14 protein-coding genes and 1 tRNA gene are annotated in these 17,992 nt (G+C 62.6%); 5 read left to right on the plus strand and 10 right to left on the minus strand.

Annotated features, from left to right (window positions below):
- The 10 genes from flgK to ACYQ01_RS05540 all read right to left on the minus strand — a co-directional run bounded on the left by flgK (nt 1) and on the right by ACYQ01_RS05540 (nt 12,002).
- Nucleotides 1–2,127 (minus strand): flagellar hook-associated protein FlgK, encoded by a 2,127-nt coding sequence (gene flgK / locus ACYQ01_RS05495; protein ID WP_459932822.1) that lies wholly within the window; start codon nt 2,125–2,127, stop codon nt 1–3.
- Complete coding sequence (gene flgN, locus ACYQ01_RS05500; protein ID WP_459932823.1) at nt 2,128–2,601, minus strand: flagellar export chaperone FlgN; 474 nt, start codon at nt 2,599–2,601, stop codon at nt 2,128–2,130.
- Between the two features lie 25 nt (nt 2,602–2,626).
- Complete coding sequence (locus ACYQ01_RS05505; RefSeq protein ID WP_459932824.1) at nt 2,627–3,718, minus strand: peptidoglycan DD-metalloendopeptidase family protein; 1,092 nt, start codon at nt 3,716–3,718, stop codon at nt 2,627–2,629.
- A 3-nt stretch (nt 3,719–3,721) separates the two neighbouring features.
- Entirely contained in the window at nt 3,722–4,840 is a 1,119-nt protein-coding gene (locus ACYQ01_RS05510) for a flagellar basal body P-ring protein FlgI (protein ID WP_459932825.1), read from the minus strand.
- A 39-nt stretch (nt 4,841–4,879) separates the two neighbouring features.
- Nucleotides 4,880–5,638: a flagellar basal body L-ring protein FlgH gene (locus ACYQ01_RS05515; protein ID WP_459932826.1), complete on the minus strand. Its 759-nt coding sequence runs from the start codon at nt 5,636–5,638 to the stop codon at nt 4,880–4,882.
- Between the two features lie 12 nt (nt 5,639–5,650).
- On the minus strand, nt 5,651–6,643 hold the full coding sequence (gene flgA, locus ACYQ01_RS05520; RefSeq protein ID WP_459932827.1) for a flagellar basal body P-ring formation chaperone FlgA: 993 nt from the start codon (nt 6,641–6,643) through the stop codon (nt 5,651–5,653).
- Nucleotides 6,644–6,667: 24 nt separating this feature from the next.
- Nucleotides 6,668–7,450 carry a flagellar basal-body rod protein FlgG gene (gene flgG, locus ACYQ01_RS05525; RefSeq protein WP_459932828.1) on the minus strand — a complete coding sequence of 261 codons (783 nt, stop codon included), beginning with the start codon at nt 7,448–7,450 and terminating at the stop codon, nt 6,668–6,670.
- Between the two features lie 24 nt (nt 7,451–7,474).
- Nucleotides 7,475–8,257 carry a flagellar basal-body rod protein FlgF gene (flgF, locus tag ACYQ01_RS05530; RefSeq protein ID WP_459932829.1) on the minus strand — a complete coding sequence of 261 codons (783 nt, stop codon included), beginning with the start codon at nt 8,255–8,257 and terminating at the stop codon, nt 7,475–7,477.
- Nucleotides 8,258–8,417: 160 nt separating this feature from the next.
- Nucleotides 8,418–10,127 (minus strand): tetratricopeptide repeat protein, encoded by a 1,710-nt coding sequence (locus tag ACYQ01_RS05535; RefSeq protein WP_459932830.1) that lies wholly within the window; start codon nt 10,125–10,127, stop codon nt 8,418–8,420.
- Nucleotides 10,128–10,412: 285 nt separating this feature from the next.
- On the minus strand, nt 10,413–12,002 hold the full coding sequence (locus ACYQ01_RS05540; protein WP_459932831.1) for a tetratricopeptide repeat protein: 1,590 nt from the start codon (nt 12,000–12,002) through the stop codon (nt 10,413–10,415).
- Nucleotides 12,003–12,491: 489 nt separating this feature from the next.
- Between ACYQ01_RS05540 and ACYQ01_RS05545 the strand changes: the two genes are divergently transcribed.
- The 5 genes from ACYQ01_RS05545 to infB all read left to right on the plus strand — a co-directional run bounded on the left by ACYQ01_RS05545 (nt 12,492) and on the right by infB (nt 17,940).
- Nucleotides 12,492–12,567: transfer RNA gene (locus tag ACYQ01_RS05545), tRNA-Gly, on the plus strand.
- Nucleotides 12,568–12,671: 104 nt separating this feature from the next.
- On the plus strand, nt 12,672–13,175 hold the full coding sequence (locus ACYQ01_RS05550; protein ID WP_459932832.1) for a ribosome maturation factor RimP: 504 nt from the start codon (nt 12,672–12,674) through the stop codon (nt 13,173–13,175).
- A 47-nt stretch (nt 13,176–13,222) separates the two neighbouring features.
- On the plus strand, nt 13,223–14,647 hold the full coding sequence (gene nusA, locus ACYQ01_RS05555; protein WP_459932833.1) for a transcription termination factor NusA: 1,425 nt from the start codon (nt 13,223–13,225) through the stop codon (nt 14,645–14,647).
- Nucleotides 14,628–14,882, plus strand: coding sequence for a YlxR family protein (locus tag ACYQ01_RS05560; RefSeq protein ID WP_459932834.1), 255 nt, complete (start codon nt 14,628–14,630; stop codon nt 14,880–14,882). Before nusA ends, ACYQ01_RS05560 begins: the two co-directional genes overlap by 20 nt.
- Nucleotides 14,869–17,940: a translation initiation factor IF-2 gene (infB, locus tag ACYQ01_RS05565; RefSeq protein ID WP_459932835.1), complete on the plus strand. Its 3,072-nt coding sequence runs from the start codon at nt 14,869–14,871 to the stop codon at nt 17,938–17,940. Before ACYQ01_RS05560 ends, infB begins: the two co-directional genes overlap by 14 nt.
- Nucleotides 17,941–17,992 lie beyond the last annotated feature (52 nt).

A 17,992-nucleotide genomic window follows, 5' to 3' on the forward strand; every position in this document is an offset into this window, starting at 1 on the left:
TTATTGCTTGAGTCCCAGGACGGTCTGCCACATCTGGTCCGCCGTGGAGATCATCTTGGCCGCCGCCTGGTAGGAGTGCTGGAACTTGATGAGGTTGGACATTTCCTCGTCCATGTTCACGCCCGCGATTTCCAGTTGCCGGTTGTTGTAGTCGGTGGCCAGGGAGTTCTGGTAGTCGTAGTTGAACTTGGCGTTTTCGGTATCCACGCCCACCACGCCGACCAGACCGTTGTAATAGGACGTCAACGTCGTCTGCGAAGGCTTTTCGTACGAGGCGCCCAGGGTGATTTCCTTGGAGCGCAGGGCCGCGATGTCCAGGGCCGTGACGTTGTCGCCCGTATTGGCCTCGCCGGCGCCGTTGATGTGGCCGGCGTTGACGAAGTCGGAATTGGCCCCGCACACGGAGTTGATACCCATGGTGGAGGGCGAGTCTCCCGTGAAGAAGGTGTTGACGCCAAGCGCCGCGTACAGCCCGGCGGCGTCCGTGCCGAAGCCGAAGGAGTAGCCGTCCTTGCCCTGGATTTCGAGCTGGTTGTTGGAGACGCTGGCCGTAAGGAACGTGCCGAAGGTGTTGTTGATGGCCTTGACCACGTCGTTGAGCGAATGCTTGGACGGATCGAACAGATCCAGTCCCCCGCCTCCGGAAAAGTCGAAGTTGAGAAATCCGTTGGAGACCAACTCTCCGGTGTGGGAGTTGTAAACATACAGGGTCGAAGCCCCGGAGGCCAGGCGATCGCCGAAGGCCAACCCGGTGGAGGGACTGGACAGGGGCGCGTCGGCGTTTCGCACCGAGTAGGTCCCGGTGACGGTGGAGAACTGGGCCAGTCCCGCGCCCTGGCTGTGGACGCGGTTGGTCTCCCAGATCAGGCCCTTGGTCAGGGTGTCCAGGCGTTCGCGGTAGCGGCCCAGGCTGTAGTCGCGCAGGGTGAAGAGCCCGCCGAGTTCGCCTCCGGTGACGCGCAGGGGGTTGTCCTGCCCGTTGAAGGCCGTCTGGGGGGTGATGTTTATGGGCGTGGCCGCAGACTGATACCAGTAGAGCCCGCTCTTGGGCACCACGGTGAACATGTCGCCCTTGTTCAACTGGCCCGTGGGGCTCAGGGCGGTGTTGGAATACTTGCCGAAATAAATCTGCAGGTTGCCAACGTCCACCTTGCCGCTCTCGGGCCTGGCGGAAAAGGTCTGGATTTCGCCCGAGCCGCTGGTCAGCCAGGTGACTCCGCCGTCGAGCGACACCTGAAACAGGGCCGCGCCCGAGCCGTTGCTGACCGTGCCGCCCTGCACGACCTTGATGGTGTATTCGAAGTCGTCCTGGCCGGAGAACCCCACGGTTCCGTCGAAATTCGAATTGGACGGCAGGTTGCGGATCACCTTGTTGCTTTCCAGCTTGAGATCGAACGTCCGGGTGCGGTCCACCAGGGTCTGCCCCGCCTTGGTGAGCACGGTGAAGTTGCCCCCCCCGTTGTCCACGGTGGTCACGTCGATGATCGTGGCCAGGCTGCGCACCAGGGCGTCGCGCTGGTCGAGCAGGCCGTTGGCGTTCTGCCCGCCGGGCGAGTCCGTCATGGAAAGCTCGCCGTTGATGTCGGCGATGCGGGACATGATCTCGTTGGCGGAGTTCACGTCCTGGGTGATCTGCTGGTTGGCCTGGCTTTGCAGGGCCAAAAGGTCGGCGTCGGCCTGGCTCAGTACGCCCATGAGGTTGGCGGTGTCGGAAAGCAGCGTCTGGCGCAGGGGGTACTGCCCCGGAGCGGCGCTCAACTTGCTCCAGTCGTCGAAAAACGTGGACAGGCTGGCCCCGATGCCATCATTGGTGGATTCGTTGAAGGTGGACTCCACGGAGGTCAGTCCCGAATAGAGCGCGTTGTACCGGTCGCGCGAGGACGCCTTCAGATTGTAGGCCTTTTCCAGGTATGCGTCGAACAGGCGCTGGATCTCCGTGGCCTTGACCCCGGTGCCCATCTGTCCCGGCGAGTTGTCGAGGTAGATGTCCGCCTCGAAAAGCACGCGCTGGCGCGAATACCCCGTCGTATTGACGTTGGAAATGTTCTGGCCCGTGACCTGAATGCCCACCTGCGAGGCGTTCAAGGCCTTTTGGCCCATGTTGAGCAGCGATTCGATGCCCGACATTTACAATGCTCCCCGCATCATGGCCGGAGCGGGCTTGGTGGAGACGTACAGGCCCTTGCGGCCATACGTCTTCTGCTTGGGCGCCAGCTCCTTCTTGAAGAAATCAAGGTAGCCGTTGCACTGATCGAAAAGGGCCAGGGCCATGGAGTAGCTCTTTTCCGCCTGCTTGGCGCAGAACTGTTCGAGCTTGTCTATGGCTTCCAGGCGCTGGCTCACCTGATCCCAAATGTCGGCCAGAGGCTCGCGCATGTCGGCCAGGCGCTGGGCTTCGGGGCTCATGCGGGCCAGAATGCGCTTAAGGCTCTTGCGCTCGCTCATGAGCTGGCGCATGAGCTCCTGGATGGAAAACTCCAGCGCGCCCACCGACTGGGGACGGAACTCGCACAAGTGGGTAAATTCTTCCTCTTGAAGCGCCTTGAGAAGCCTGAGCGCCTGGTGCTGCCGGGTAAGGTTTTCCAGAATTTCGTTGTGCATGGCCTGCTCCGCGTGGGTTGGCGTCCTAGAGGTCCGGTATCAGCAGAGGGCTTGTGTCCCTGGCCGCAAGCGTTATTCCGCCTGCCTTCCGGGGGTCCACGGCCACGCCGTTTCGGCGCAATTCGAAGTGCACGTGTGGTCCCGTGGCTCTGCCGGTCTGTCCAACCTTTGCAATTTGCTGGCCAGCCTGAACGGCCTGTCCCACGGTCACGCTGTTGGCGCTGTTGTGCCCGTAGTAGCTCTGGGTTCCGTCGGAATGATCCACCACCACCAGGTTGCCGTACCCGCCCCGGGAACCGCTGTAGCTGACCACGCCGTCGGCGCAGGCCACCACGGGACTTCCGGCGGGAGCGGCAATATCCACGCCGCTGTGCCAGGCCTTCTGATGCGTGAAGGGATCGCGCCGCCAACCGAAGTCCGAGGTGATCTCGCCGGACACGGGCTGCACCAGGGAGTCGCCCGCGTCGGCCAGGGCCTTGTCCGCCCCTTGCAGGTAGGCCGCCCCCGGCAGGCCGAGGCGCTGGGAAGGCGTGCCGGAAAGCCCGGAACGCAAGGACGCGGAACCGACCGCCACGGGCCGGGAAGACGCGTCGCGGGTCCCCGTAGCGGAGGCGCCCTTCATCGCCATCGGCGGCTGGATCATGGTCTGGCCTTCGACCTTGGGCTTGCCCACGGGCATGCGGTCAAGCGCCGTGCGACGCACTCCGGCCAGGGTCGGGCCCTGCTTGGGATCGAGACGCTTTTCCCCGCTGACGGCCATGCTCTTGGCGTCCTCGGGCTTCACGGCCTTGTCGCGCGCGCTCAACTGGGCGAACATGAAGTCGGACAGGCCGATGCCTCCGTTCTTGGTTAGGGTCTTGGCGTATTCCTCGTCGAACATGGAGACGTACTGGTCCTGCATGTTGCCGTGCAGCAGGCCGTCCTTGGGAACGGACTTGCGCATTTCCTTGACCAACTGCCCGATGAACACGGCCTCGAACCCCTCGCAGGCTTCCTTGAGCTTCTTTTCCTTGCTCGGCCCCGGAGCGATGCGCTTTTGCAGGGCGTCCATCCGCATCTTGCGGGCGACGTCCTCGCCGACTGCGGCTCTGGCTTCGGCTTCCGAGGGAATGGCCATGGCCTAGATGACCTCGAGGTCGGCCTGCAGGGCCCCGGCGGCGCGCAGGGTCTTGAGGATGCTTATCAGGTCGCGCGGGGTGGCCCGCAGCACGTTGAGGCCTTCCACCAACTCCTGGAGGCTCGCGCCTTCGATCATGCGCAGGGCCCGGTTTTGCTCGGAGGTGTTGACGTTGGTCTGGGGCACCACCACGGTCTGGGCGCCCTGGGGGGCGAAAGGCAACGGCTGGGAAACGTCGGCCGACTCCTGAATGAGAATCTGCATGTTGCCGTGGGTCACGGCCGAGCGGGTCAGCTTGACGTTCAAGCCCAGGACCACGGTGCCGGTCTTTTCGTCCACCACCACGCGGGCCTTGTTGTCCGGGGAAATTTGCAGGTTTTCCAGAGTGGCCATAAGGGGCACGATGTTGCCCTGGTGCTGCGGAGGCACGTCCACCTTGACCGTCGAGGCGTCCAGGGCGCGAGCGTAGTTGCCGCCCATGGCCTGGTTGACCTTGGTGACGATCTGCATGGTGGTGGAGAAATCCGCGTACCCGATATTGATGGTCAGATCGTGCTGGGCGTTGAACTCGAAATCCAGAGCGCGCTCCACGTTGGCCCCGCCGGGAATGGTGGCCACGGTGGGCACGTTCTTGGTGGTGGAGGCCGCCGCGCCGGAGGCCTGAAAGCCACCCACGGCCACCGGCCCCTGGGCGATGGCGTAGACGTTGCCGTCCACGCCCTTGAGCGGCGTCAAGAGCAGCACGCCGCCCATGAGGCTGGTGGCGTCGCCCAGCGACGAGACCGTGACGTCGAGCTTGGAGCCGGTCTTGGTGGTGGAGTCCATTTGGCACGTCACCATGACCGCCGCCACGTTGGCCGGACGCAGGGTCTTCTTGTCCACGCGCACGCCCATCTTGTCGAGCATGTTCCAGATGGTCTGGATGGTGAAATCCGACCCGCGCTTGTCTCCGGTTCCGGTAAGCCCCACCACCAGGCCGTAGCCCACGAGCTGATTGGTGCGCACCCCCGAAAAGGAGGCCAAGTCCTTGATACGGGCCGCCTGGGCCTGGGTGGGCGCCAGGAGCGCCAGTCCCAGAATCAGAGCCGCCAGCGCCGTCTTGAACATTGTCGTGAAAGCCATGTCATCCTCTCCCTGGATGTCCCATCCGCCTCGCCGCGCCTAGAAGGGCCACACGTTGTCGAGCACCCTGGACAACCAGCCGGGCTTTTGCCGGTCGGCCAGCACGCCCGTGCCGTACATTTCCACCTGGCATTCGGCCATGGCCACGGAATTGATCGAATTGTCGGGCTGAATGTCCGAAGGCCGGACCAGACCGCGCACCACCATGATCTGGGTGTCGTCGTTGACGCGCACCTGTCTGGCGCCTTCCACCTGCATGACCCCGCCGGGCAGGATGTTCACCACCCGGCATCCGATGGTCGAGGTGATGTAGTTCTTGCGGCTGGTTTCGGCGTCCGACGTGAACTGGTTGTTCGAGCTGGTCTTCACGATGGGGCTTGAGCCGATGCGCCCCTGCATGTTGATGAGCTGGCCGGCGTTGACCCCGGCGTTGGTGAGCAGGGTCGACCCGGGCACGGGGTCGATTTGGTGGTTGCTCATGTAGGCCGACACGCCCATGTTGGTTTCGTTGTCCTTGTTGCTCTTGGTCTTGACCGTGCTCTTGGCGTCGGACTTCTCCACGATGTTGACCATCACGATGTCGCCCACGCGCCTGGCCCGGTTGTCCTCATAGAGGTAGTTGGGCTGGGAGGCCTGGGAATAGAGCGAAGCCGGATTGTGCGACGGAGGCGGAGCCTGGGCCACGGGCGGGGTCAGCGACGGCATGGGCGTCGGATTCTTGGTGGCCGGCTGCACGCAGCCGCCGCACAGGGCTGCCGACACGGCCAGGGCGACCAGGGTCTTGATGTTGGAATTCATGGGGCCTCCTCCTTACCGGGCGACCACGGTCTTGGAATCGACCACCGTGGCCGTCAGTTCCTTGCCGCTTTGCATGTTGCGTACCGTTATCAGCTTGTCCTTGCCGCCCTCGGTCAGGGCGGTGACGGGCATTGTCAGTTGAATGTGCGGTCCCTTCCAGACCAGGATCACCTGGTCGCCCTTGCTCACCAGGGGCATGGGTTCGAGGGTTTCGCTGGTCAGCGGCGTTCCCGGCGTGAGCGAGGTCTTCACCCGCATGAGCTCGGGCGACTTGGGGTCCCAGGGAATGCCCTTGACGTAGGCCATGTTGCGCTTTTCGTAGATGAACATGCCTTCCTTGATGGAGCCTTCCTTGACATAGAGGTCGCGCGAGGACACGGGGATCATCCGCCAAAAGTTGACGAAGGCCGTGGCCGAAGCCTGACGCAGGGTCTTGCCCTCCAAGTCCGAAACCACCATGCGCATGTGCACCCGGCCCGGCGCTACGGGGCCGCCGGATTCGATGGACAGGCGCTCGCTCTCCTCGTTGACAAAGACCTGCTGGGGCATATGGATGTCCTTGACCTCCAGGTCCCCGGGTTCGTTGTTCATGGATCGCGTCAAAAACTCGACGACAAGCTTTTTCACGTCGCCGCCGGACACGGGCTTGGCCCCTCCCTTGCGCAGGGTGATCTGCTCGGGCACCACGAAATTGCCTTCCACGTTGGGAAAAATCTTTTCCAGATCGGCTATGACCTTGCTGCGGGCCAGGGTCATCTGTCCCTCGCGTCCGGGAAAGTTCCACAGGGGGGTTTCGGCGAGAATCTTCCAGGTTTCGGCGTCCATGTCGCCCACGGGCTGGGCGATCTCGCCGAGCATGACCCGGTCGCCGGAAATGGCCGCCGCGGGCAGCAGACGCACCCGCCAGGTGAACGGATCCGCCCCGAAAACGATCTGGGCCGCGGCCAACGCCGACACCAGGATAAAAGCGCCCAGAAGACGCGCGCCGGTGGTCTTGATCAACATGCGCTGTCCCTCCCTTGTTCGCCCTTACCGCTTGATGTTGGTGGCCGTCTGCAACATGGCGTCGGCCGTGGTGATGGTCTTGGAGTTGGCCTCGTAGGCGCGCTGTCCCACGATGAGCCCCACCATTTCGTCCACCATCTGCACGTTGGACATTTCCAAATATCCCTGCACCAGGGTTCCGGCGTTCAAGTCGCCGGGGGTGTTTTCCTGGGGAGCGCCCGAGGCGTCGGACTGCTTGTAGATGTTTCGCCCCTGGGCGGTCAGGCCGGCGGGGTTTATGAAGGTGTAGACGGGGATGGTGGTGGAGGCCAATTCCGTCCCGTCGCGGCCCGTGCAGGAAATCTTGCCCTGCTCGGTGATGGTGATGGTCACGGTCTCGGGCGGCACGGTGAACTGGGGTTGCAGGATGTAGCCCTGGGCCGTGACGATGGTGCCGTCCTGGTTGGTCTTGAACGAGCCGGCGCGTGTGTAGACCTCGTCGCCGTTGGCGTCGAGCTTGAAAAAGCCCTGGCCGGAGATGGCGATGTCCAACTGGTTGCCGGTGTTTTGAAAATCGCCCTGGGAAAAGAACTTGTGCACCGTCGTGGGCTTGACGCCCATGCCCACCTGCAAGCCCGTGGGCAGGCGCGAGCCGCTTTCGTTCTGGGTGCCGGCCACGTTCAAGGTCTGGTACATGAGGTCCTCGAACTCCGCCCGGCTTTTCTTGAAACCGATGGTGTTCACGTTGGCCAGGTTGTTGGCCATGGTGTCTATCTGCAGTTGCATGGCCTGCATGCCTGTGGTGGCCGTGTACAGGGATCGCATCATGACGGTGTTTCCTCCTTAATCCGATTACCTGGACTCGCCCACGCGGGAGGCTTTTTCGTCCATGTCCTGGGTGCTGGTGATGATCTTGGTATACGCCTCGAAACTTCTGTGCGCCTCGATCATGCCCACCATCTCCGTAACCACGTTGACGTTGGGTTTTTCCAGGTATCCCTGGTAGATCATGGTTTCGCTGGTATTGGTGGCCTGGGTGGCGGGCAGGGCGCCGTTGGCCCCGGTGAACAGGCTGGAGCCCACCTTTTGCAGGGTCTTGGGATCGGCGACCTTCACCAGGTCCACGCTGCTCACGGGCTGGTTGTCCACCATGACCGAGCCGTCCGGCATGATGGCCACGTTGCGTCCTTCGGGCACGCTCACCGCGCCGGACTGGCCCATGAGGGCGAACCCCTGGTTGGTGACCAGTTGACCGTCCACATTGCGGTAGAACTGTCCGTTGCGCGTGAGCATGGGACCGTTTGGCGTCTGCACCCGGAAGAACCCCGGGCCGCTGATGGCCAGGTCGAAGGGGTTCTCGGTATGTTCGAGCGCCCCCTGGCTGAGGTCCACGGTCTGCTCGGCCAGGCGGGGCTTGGCCACGATGACGGCGCTCGGCAGCCGCTTCTTGAGGTGCAGGGCGTCGCGAGGATCCGGGGCGTAGTCGGTGGCCAGACGCTGGAACACGTCCTGAAACGAAACCTTGTCGGCCTTGTAGCCCACGGTGTTGGCGTTCGCCAAATTATTGGCGATGATATTGAGCCGCATTTCGTTGCTGAGAGCGCCGAATATCGCGCTTATTGAGCTTTGCTGCATGTCGGACGCCTCCTCGAACCGGGGATCAGCAGGAAGCGTGCCAAGGGGAGAGAAGTTGACGCCGGCGCGAAACGACAAACACCGACGCCGGCGAAAAGGCCGACAAACGCCCGCGAGAAAGGGCTACGAGGAAGGACGGGAGGAAGACGGGGCGATCGTATCAGCCCTTGTCGTGATGGGCCTGGGAGTCGCCTTTGTCACCGGCCTGAGCGTCGCCAGGGCCATCGGCCGTACCGCCCATGGCCGCCGGCAAGGTGGGCTTCACCTGCGCCCAAAGCTCGTCCAACAGGGCGCGAAAGGCTTCGTCTTCGGGGACGGGGTGACACTGAGAATCGAATATTTTATCATTAAAAAGCGTTTTTCCACCTCTTTTTAAAGCACGTAAAAGGGCTGGTTTAGCTTCGTCCTGTCTGCCAACAAGAAATAATGCGTAGGCTTTGTTGCCGAGCGCCCCTATGCGATCTTTACCACGAATATAGACCATACTTTTTTCAATATTTTTCAACGCGTCATCAAGTAAAGCCAAACGCTGTGGCTCATTATACCAAATCTGCTTGGCCTGAAGAAGCTTTTCAAAACCCAGCCCGCTGTATCCCTTTGCCACTTGCGTCTGCAGGCTTGGCTCATTGCTATCACCATATTCATGTATAACCTCTTCGTAACAAGACACTGTCTTCGCTGTGTTACCCAGCCTGTGATGGAGTGTCCCCATGTTGACAAGCGCCATCGCTAGAGCCTCCTGAAGACCAGGCTCCGTTGAGTTATGGAAACGAACAATCACCTCGCCAAGTGCAGCCAATGCCCCTTCTATATTCTTCATTTCTCTAAGTGCAGCCCCCTTATTAACAAGCGCCTTGGCCACCTGCTCCTGAACGCCGGGGTCGCGAGAGTCCCCAAAACGGCGAATCACGTCATCGTAGGTGGCCAATTCACCATCAGTATTATTCTGTTTGTGGAGCGCGATTCCCTTATTAAAAAGAGCTTTTGCTTTTTCGTTATCAGGCGCCCCGGCGTCTTCTATTATTTTCTCGAAACAACGAACAGCATTCATGTAATCAGAATTATTATACGCAATAAACGCTTTTAATCTCCAATCTGTGTATGCAAATCCACTTTCATCTTCACTTTTTAATTCTTCTCCGGCCTCTTCAAGAAGCTTTTCCTGCTTGTCTGACAGGGCAGGACTTCTTCCCTCGCTAGCAGCGAGTTGCACCTTGCTGATAATTTGAGCCAAATTTTCTTCAGCATCGTTGCGAACCTTGCAGAGACATTGCAACTCTTGTTCAAACTTATTTTTATATTCTTCAACAAGTTTTTCAATTTTTGACTTGAACTCAGACTCTTGTCTTGAACCCCATGCTAACATGTTATCTTCGTATTTCTCCATGTTCTCTTTAAGCCACTGCTCTGCAGCCTTCTCCGCTTCCTCCCTTCCTTTTCTCCCTGCATTAAAAAACGAAATTCCACCAATTATAACCATACACAACGTGATCAAGAGGCCAAGCCCTGCCAAAAAAACTTGTGCTGTCTTTGCGGATGAAAGAGCTTCTGTGACCTTCACATCCAACCCATGCACGGCCTTCGCCTGCTCAGTCGTCTGGGTTTTCACGTCCTGAAATCGGTCTCCCAGACGCTGCAGGTCGTCACCTCTTTTCCGTTCGCTTTCTTGTCTCCGCAACGTTTCAATGTCTTTAAGTTGGCGAAGCTGGGACTCCAGGTCGTCGATGCGCTTCTCCAGCCGCGCGGCGTCATCGCTTGCGGCCGTGCGGCCGCGCTCGGCGGCCAGGCCGGAGTCAGCCGCAGCCAAATTCAGAGCCAGCGGCAGCGTCAACACGACCAGCAGGCGCAAGACGGGAACACAACAACGCATGGGGTCTCTCTTCGTTGACCAAATCGGCCAGACGCATGCGCGGGAAAAGCGCTTCGTTGCAGACACGCGCTGGGCGAAAGTGTTTTCGTAAACATGTTACACAATACGCCGCACCCTATCCGCCGTACCGGCCGGCGTCAACGAGTCCACGCCGTTGCCCCGGCCCGGAACCTTTACCAGCCTGTTCAAAGAACGCGCTGCAAGAATCGACTCTTTCAACGGGCTGTTACCGGTCGCTGCGGCGAGGCCGCATCCCCCGCTCGCCGCCGCGAGCCGGTCCCCCTGTCAAGAACTCGTGAGACTCGCCTTGGCCTTTTCCACCAGCCGCCGGATTTCCGGGTCGTGCGAGTCGCCAAAATCCTTGACCATCGCGTCGAGGTACGCACGCGCCTCGGCCTTTTTCCCCAACCGGTCGGCCACGTCCGCCGCCTTGGTCAGGGTTTCGCAGGTCAAGCGCCGGAGATACTTTTGGTCGTATCCCGCCAGAATGTGACGGCACCGCTCGAAAGCCCGCAGGGCCTGTTCGGGCTCGCCTGCCTTGTCCAGGGCCATGCCTTTGCTGTACAGGGCCATGCCCACCCACTCCCGCACGGCCGGGTCCTTGTCGGCCCCGAACCGGGCCACGATCTCGTCAAGGGCGGCCAGGCTGTTGCCCGGCTCCCCCATGTCCGCAAACATGTATCCCCTGTTCAACATCCCCCGTGCGACCACGGCCCGCACCCGAGGATCGGGGCTGTCTCCAAAGCGCTTGTCCAGGGCTTCGAGCCGGGCCATAACGTCCTTGGAGCGCCCCAGTTCGCGCAGGAAAAACGCCGAGTTGTACAGCGCCATAGCCAGCATGGGCCGAACCTCCGGATTCTCGCTCGGGGAAAGGCGGCGGTTCAGGTCCTCGTAAACCTTCAGGGCCTCATCGTAGCGATGGCCCTCCTGGAGGATTTCCATCTTGAAACTCAGCAGACGGGCGAAGCCCAGTTCGGCGTTACGGTCAAACCCTGCGGCCCGGGCGTGTTGTATGGCCTGGTCCAACAGCCCGCCCCCCTTCGAAAGGTCGCCCTGCTCGGCCGCCAACCGCCCCTGAGAAAACAATGCCTGAATCACAAACACGGAAATCTCCCGGTCGTCGGACGCGCCAAAGCGTTCGACCAGCGCGGCCAGGGTGTCGCGCATCTGGGTTTCGCACCCCAGATCGCTCAGGATCTCGGCCTTTTCGAGCATGGTCCGGGCCAGAAACCGCTTCATCGCCAGGTCGTCCTCGTCAGGAAACCGCTTGAGCAGGTCGTTCAAGGACTCCAGGGCCTCTTCCGGCTTCTTCATCTGAGCGAGGAGCGCGGCTCTGTAGGCAAGCGCCCAGGCCACTTCCAACCTGACATCGGGGTTCTTGGAGTCGCCGAACCGGTTCGGTGCGTTCTTCGTGGCGGCTATGGCCAGGTCGGGCGTAAGCCCCTGTTTGGCCACGAACACGCTGAAATTGTTGAAAGCCCTGGCGGAAGTCAGGTCCGAAACAGGAGACGTGGTGGCGGCTTTGTACCACAGAACCGAAGGGCGATTCTTCTCCCTGGCCAGGGTGGCCGCGGCGGCCACCACATAGAGCTCTTCGCCGTTCAAGGCCCCCTGGCCGCGCGCGTCCAGCTCACGACCGGCCTGTTCGATACGCGCCCTGGACTCAGGATCGATTTCACAGGGAGACGTCGACCGGAAATAGCGATCGAACGCCTTCAACGCCTTGGCGAGTTGTGTTTTCGCCGCCGGATCGACGACGGCCGCGGCGGCCTGCGACGAAGCCGAGGAACGCGCCGCATCCGATCCCGGCCCCCGGTCGCCCGAAGCATGGGCCGACGCGACCGAACACAAGACCAACACTGCGCAATATAACACCAAGCGGGCCAGGCGAGTTTCACACCTCGTCAAACCTTCAACACACTCTTTCCTGCGACGCATCGTGGTCCTCCAGCGAGTCGGTTTTCCATCTTTCACGTCCGAAGCGAAGCATGCGCCGCATTTCCCCTTCAACAACCGGAACCAGGGGCCGAAGCGACAGCGCGAGCCCGCTTCGCGAACTGTTTTCCGCCCTGAGCTCAAGAAAATGTGACGCCAGATACGCAAATATAAACATGTCGTCGACGAATACGTACATATTGTAGCATGGTCAACAATAAAATACGTAAGAACTGAACATCGCGCGCCACGGACGCATCGTTTCGAGCAGGACCGGTCTTGCCGAACCTGCCGGGAACCGACATGTTTTTCCCCGTCCTTTCCCTCGCCCACCCCCCTGTTCCGGGCGAAACGCGCCGAAATCCCCCGAAGCTGCGGGGAAAAGGGCTTGACAACGAGCAACAAAATTATAATGTCCCCTTTTGGCGAGCGGGCGTAGCTCAGTTGGTAGAGTACGAGCTTCCCAAGCTTGGTGTCGCGAGTTCGAGTCTCGTCGCCCGCTCCAGAGAAAAATCCTCATGACTCCTCTGTCCCCGGCGGGACAAGGCGATACAGGGGTGGACCAACTGGTTCGGTCCACTTTTTTTTTATTATGACCTCCAACCCGGCATGAGCATGGACAACCAAGCGACACTGGACAGGCTGCGCGAGCTGGCCGAGCCCTTTGTCCAGACCCTGGGCCTGACCCTGTGGGGACTGGAAATCGCGGGCGGAGCCGGACGCCCCCTGGTGCGTCTGTTTCTCGACTCCCCCCAGGGGGTGGATGTGGAGCAATGCGCCCAGGTCAGCCGCCAGGTGGGTCTGGCTCTCGACGTGGAGGACCTCATCCGGGGTTCCTACCAGCTCGAAGTCTCGTCGCCGGGCCTGGAACGGAGGTTTTTCGCCTTTTCCCAGTTGGCCCCGTACGTGGGCCGCGTGCTCGACGTCACTTTGGCCGCGCCTGTGGAAGGCCGCAAGCGATTTCGCGGGCTTCTGGCCGAACTGGGCGCGGACGATTTTCGCCTCGACTGCGAGGGCGTTTCGTTCCGCTTCGCCTGGGCGGACGTGTCCAAGGCCAGGCTGGTGCACGAATTCGAGACGCCCAAACCACCCCGGGGCGGACGAAGAGACTGAAGGAAGACAACGCCGGACGCCGCGCGCCCGGCTTTCGGAGGACGCCAATGGGCATGGAGCTTCGCAAGGCAATCGATCAGATCAGCAAGGACCGCGGCATAGACCGCGACCTGCTCATTGACACGCTGGAGGAAGCGGTGCGTTCTTCCGTGGCCCGCAAGTACGGTGACCACATGGATGTGGAAGTCAGCTACAACGACGAATCCGGCGAAATCGACGTTTTTCATTTCAAGATCGTGGTGGACGAGGTGGAAGACCCCACCACGGAAATCACCCTCGAAGAGGCCGTGCTCGTGGATCCCAACGTCCAGCTCGACGACGAACTGGGCTTCAAGCTCAAAGTCGAAGACCTGGGACGCATCGCGGCCCAGTCGGCCAAGCAGGTGATCATCCAGCGCATGCGCGACGCCGAGCAGGAAATCATCTACGAGGAATACAAGGACCGCAAGGGCGAGATCGTTTCGGGCATCATCCAGCGCCGCGACCGGGGCGGCTGGATCATCAACCTCGGACGCACCGAGGCCATGCTGCCCAAGGAAGAGCAGATCCCCCGCGAACGCTACAAACGCGGCGACCGGGTGCAGGCCTTCATCATCGAGGTGCTGCCCCAGGGACGCGGTCCCCAGATCATCGTCTCGCGCACGCACCCCGACTACATGGCTCAACTCTTCAAGCGCGAAGTGCCCGAAGTTTCCGACGGCACGGTGCGCATCCTGGGCGTGGCGCGCGATCCCGGCTCCCGGGCCAAGGTGGCCGTTTCGTCCAAGGACCGCGACGTCGATCCCGTGGGCGCTTGCGTGGGCATTCGCGGTTCGCGCATCCAGAACATCGTGCAGGAATTGCACGGCGAGCGCATCGACATCGTGGTCTGGCACCCCGAAATCGCCACGTTCGCGGCCAACGCCCTGTCGCCGGCGCGAATCACCCGCATCATGGTCGACGAGGACGACAAGACCCTCGAAGTGGTGGTGCCCGACGATCAGCTCACCCTGGCCATCGGCCGCAAGGGCCAAAACGTCAAGCTGGCCGCCAAACTCCTGGGCTGGAAGATCGATATTTTCACCGATTCGCGCTACGCCGAGCTCAACGCCGCCCGCGCCGGCATGGAGCAGTTGGCCAGTGTGGCCGAAATGAACATGGACAACTTCCTCAACGCCGGTTTCGACACCGTGGCCATGCTGGCCGAAGCCACGGACGAGGAACTCGAACGCATCGAGGGCATGACGCCCACCAAGCTCGACCACCTGCGCGCGGCCATCCGGCTGCTCATGCCCACGCCCCCGCCCGCCCCGGAAAACGAGGACGAGGCCGGGGAGAACGAGACCCCGGAGGACGAGACCCCGGTTGACGAGGTCGCCGGGACCGAAACCGGGCAAGCGGTCGAGGAAACAACCGGCGAAGCGCCTGCGCAAGAAGCCGAAGACAAGCCGTCGGAACGGGAACATACCGGGGATGACGAAGAAAACGTCTGACACGGTCAAGGAAGGCCCTGTGCGCACCTGCGTGGTGTGTCGCAAGAGGCTGCCCAAGAACGAACTTATCCGCCACGTCTGGCGCGGCGAATTCGCCCCGGACTTGGCGGCCGTACAGCCCGGAAGGGGTTATTATTGCTGCGCCGGGGAATCCTGCCGGGAAGCCCTGCCAAGGCGCGCCGCCGCCGTGAGGAAACGGAAGGGCAAGGGGGAAGGCAACAGTGACGAAGCTTAGGGTCAGGGACCTCGCCAAAGAGCTCAAGGTTGGCAACAAAGACATTTATCACGCCTTGAGGGAGCTCGACATCCGCGTATCGAGCGAGATGGCGACCCTTGAGGACGACCAGGTTGCGCAGGTGCGCGAAAAGATCCGCCAGGGACTTTCCCGGTCCGAGGTGGTGCAGAGTCAGTCGCAGCCCGGGGTGGTGGTGCGTCGTCGACGCGCCCATACCCGCGGAGGCGAGGAGCCGGCCGCGCCGGCCCAGGCTCGCGCTCCCGAACAACCAGCCTCCCAGGCGCCGCAGCCCGCGCGTCAGGAGGAAACGGTCTCGCCCGTCCCCGACAGCGCGTCCGAGCCGGAAGAATCCAAACCGCAGGCTCCGGCCAAGCGTTCCCGATCGTCCAAGAGCGCCCGCGTGATCGAGACGCCGCCCGCGCGCATTATTTCCATGGGTGACGAGCCCAAGCCCGCGCCCGAACCGGAACCGACCCCGGCCATGGAGCAGACGCCTCCCCCGCCTGCCGCCCCGCAAGCCACAGTCGCGGAAGAGACTGCCGCCGCTCCCGAAGCCGCGGCCGAAAGCACGGCTGAAAGCAAGCCTGAGCTCAAGGCGGAAGAGTCCGCGCCCGCGCAGGCCGAAGCCAAGGCGGAGCAGCCCGGCGAGCCGGCCAAGCCCCAGGACGCGACCGGCGAGGAGCCCGCGGAGACGGCCAAGCCCGAGCAGGCCCCTACCGAAGGAGCCGCGGGCGAAGGCGCCGCAGGTGAAGGTGCCGCAGGCGAAAAGCGCAAGAAAAAACCCAAGCGCGAAGTGCCCATCGGGCCGCAAGTGCGTATTATTTCCATGCCCGAGCCCCGGGCTCCGGAACCGCGCCAGCCCGAAGCCCGGCCGAGCGCTCCGGGCGGCGGCTACGGCCAGCGGCCCGGCGGCCCCGGCGGCCCGCGCCCCGGCGGCTACGGCCCGCGCCCCGGCGGTCCCGGCGGCCCGCGTCCCGGAGGCTACGGCCCACGTCCCGCCGGCCCAGGCGGCCCGCGCCCCGCCGGCCCAGGCGGACCGCGCCCCGGCGACGGCGGCAAGCCCGGACTTCCGCCTTCCGACTCCGACTCGCGCAAGCGCCGCAAGGACAAGCGCGTGGTGGAATTCGGCGCGCAGTCCGCTCCCCTTGACGACGGCGATTCGCGCGGACGCGGCAAGAAACGCGGCATGGACATCCATGACAAGACCGGACGCGGCGGACGCGGCCCCAAGAAGAACAAGAAGGGCGTCGATCAGGTGGCCCAGATTCTGGCCGCCCAGGCCCAGAGCCAGCCGCAGAAGGCCGTCAAGCGCAAGATCCGCATGGACGACGCCATCCGCGTTTCGGACATGGCCCGTCAGATGGGCATCAAGGCCCAGGACCTGATCAAGGTGCTCTTTTCCATGGGCATGATGGCCACCATCAACCAGTCCCTGGACTACGACACCGCCGTTCTGGCCTGTTCCGAATTCGGCTACGAAGTGGAAAAGGTCGGCTTCGACGAGGAGCAGTTCCTGGAGGTCGACACCCCCGACGAGGACGAGCACCGCGTGCCGCGCCCGCCGGTCGTGACCATCATGGGCCACGTCGACCACGGCAAGACTTCGCTGCTCGACGCCATCCGCTCCACCAACGTGGTCATGGGCGAAGCCGGCGGCATCACCCAGCATATCGGCGCCTACCATGTCTCCACCCCGCGCGGAAACGTGGTCTTTCTCGACACCCCCGGTCACGAAGCCTTCACGGCCATGCGCGCCCGCGGGGCCAAGGTCACCGACATCGTTGTTCTGGTCGTGGCCGCCGACGACGGCGTCATGGATCAGACCCGCGAGGCCATAAACCACTCCAAGGCGGCCGGCGTACCCATCGTGGTGGCGGTCAACAAGATCGACAAACCCGGCGCCGAGCCGGACCGGGTCAAGCGCGAGTTGGCCGACCTGGGCCTGGTGCCCGAGGAATGGGGCGGAGAGAGCATCTACGCCTACGTTTCGGCCAAGCAGCGCACCGGTCTGGACGCCCTGTTGGAGATGATCCTCCTCCAGGCCGAAGTGCTCGAACTCAAGGCCAACCCGGACAAGCGGGCCAAGGGCCACATCGTCGAAGCCAAGCTCGACAAGGGCCGAGGCCCTGTGGCCACGGTGCTCATCGAGGAAGGCACCATCCACCAGGGCGACGCCTTTGTGTGCGGCCTGTTCTCGGGCCGGGTGCGGGCGCTGTTCGACGACCAGGGCCGCAAGATCAAGACCGCCGGTCCGGCCATGCCCGTGGAGGTACAGGGGTTCGAGGGCGTGCCCGAGGCGGGCGAGGTCTTCACCTGCCTTGAGGACGAAAAAGTCGCCCGGCGCATCGCCGAGACCCGCCTGGCCAAGCAGCGCGAACGCGAGCTGGGCAAGGCCACCAAGCTCACCCTGGAGACCTTCCTCGCCTCGCGCGCCGAAGCCGAGGCCCAGGTGCTCAAGCTGGTGCTCAAGAGCGACGTGCAGGGGTCCCAGGAGGCCATCGTCGACGCCCTGAACAAGCTTTCGGGCGACAAGGTGAAGGTGCAGGTCATCCACTCCGGCACGGGCGCCATCACCGAATCCGACGTGCTTCTGGCTGCGGCTTCTTCGGCCATCGTCATCGGCTTCAACGTGCGCCCCTCGGTCAAGGTCAAGGACCTGGCCGAACGCGAGAACGTGGACATTCGCTTCTACGATATCATCTACAAGCTGGTGGAAGAGATCAAGGACGCCATGTCGGGCATGCTGGCTCCGGTGCTCAAGGAGCAGTACCTGGGTCAGGCCGAAGTGCGCCAGACCTTCAACGTGCCCAAGGTGGGCACCGTGGCCGGCTGCGGCGTGCTCGACGGCAAGATCACCCGCAACGCCCTCATCCGGCTCACCCGCCAGGGCGTGGTGATCCACACTGGCAAGCTGGCCAGCCTCAAGCGCTTCAAGGACGACGTCAAGGAAGTGACCAAGGGCTACGAGTGCGGCATGGGCATCGAAAACTACAACGATCTCAAGGTCGGCGACATTATCGAAGCCTTCGAGACCGTGGAAGAAAAAGATACGCTGTAACAGCCGGGGGCGGCCTTCCGGGCCGCCCCTTCGCCTTCACGGCCGCGCGTCG

The sequence above is a fragment of the Fundidesulfovibrio butyratiphilus genome (assembly GCF_054657235.1).

Coding starts and splice junctions, on each gene's coding strand:
- flgK (WP_459932822.1), bottom strand. CDS start 2,127: ATGTCGGGCATCGAATCGCTGCTCAACATGGGCCAAAAGGCCTTGAAC.
- flgN (WP_459932823.1), bottom strand. CDS start 2,601: ATGCACAACGAAATTCTGGAAAACCTTACCCGGCAGCACCAGGCGCTC.
- ACYQ01_RS05505 (WP_459932824.1), bottom strand. CDS start 3,718: ATGGCCATTCCCTCGGAAGCCGAAGCCAGAGCCGCAGTCGGCGAGGAC.
- ACYQ01_RS05510 (WP_459932825.1), bottom strand. CDS start 4,840: ATGGCTTTCACGACAATGTTCAAGACGGCGCTGGCGGCTCTGATTCTG.
- ACYQ01_RS05515 (WP_459932826.1), bottom strand. CDS start 5,638: ATGAATTCCAACATCAAGACCCTGGTCGCCCTGGCCGTGTCGGCAGCC.
- flgA (WP_459932827.1), bottom strand. CDS start 6,643: ATGTTGATCAAGACCACCGGCGCGCGTCTTCTGGGCGCTTTTATCCTG.
- flgG (WP_459932828.1), bottom strand. CDS start 7,450: ATGATGCGATCCCTGTACACGGCCACCACAGGCATGCAGGCCATGCAA.
- flgF (WP_459932829.1), bottom strand. CDS start 8,257: ATGCAGCAAAGCTCAATAAGCGCGATATTCGGCGCTCTCAGCAACGAA.
- ACYQ01_RS05535 (WP_459932830.1), bottom strand. CDS start 10,127: ATGCGTTGTTGTGTTCCCGTCTTGCGCCTGCTGGTCGTGTTGACGCTG.
- ACYQ01_RS05550 (WP_459932832.1), top strand. CDS start 12,672: ATGAGCATGGACAACCAAGCGACACTGGACAGGCTGCGCGAGCTGGCC.
- nusA (WP_459932833.1), top strand. CDS start 13,223: ATGGGCATGGAGCTTCGCAAGGCAATCGATCAGATCAGCAAGGACCGC.
- ACYQ01_RS05560 (WP_459932834.1), top strand. CDS start 14,628: ATGACGAAGAAAACGTCTGACACGGTCAAGGAAGGCCCTGTGCGCACC.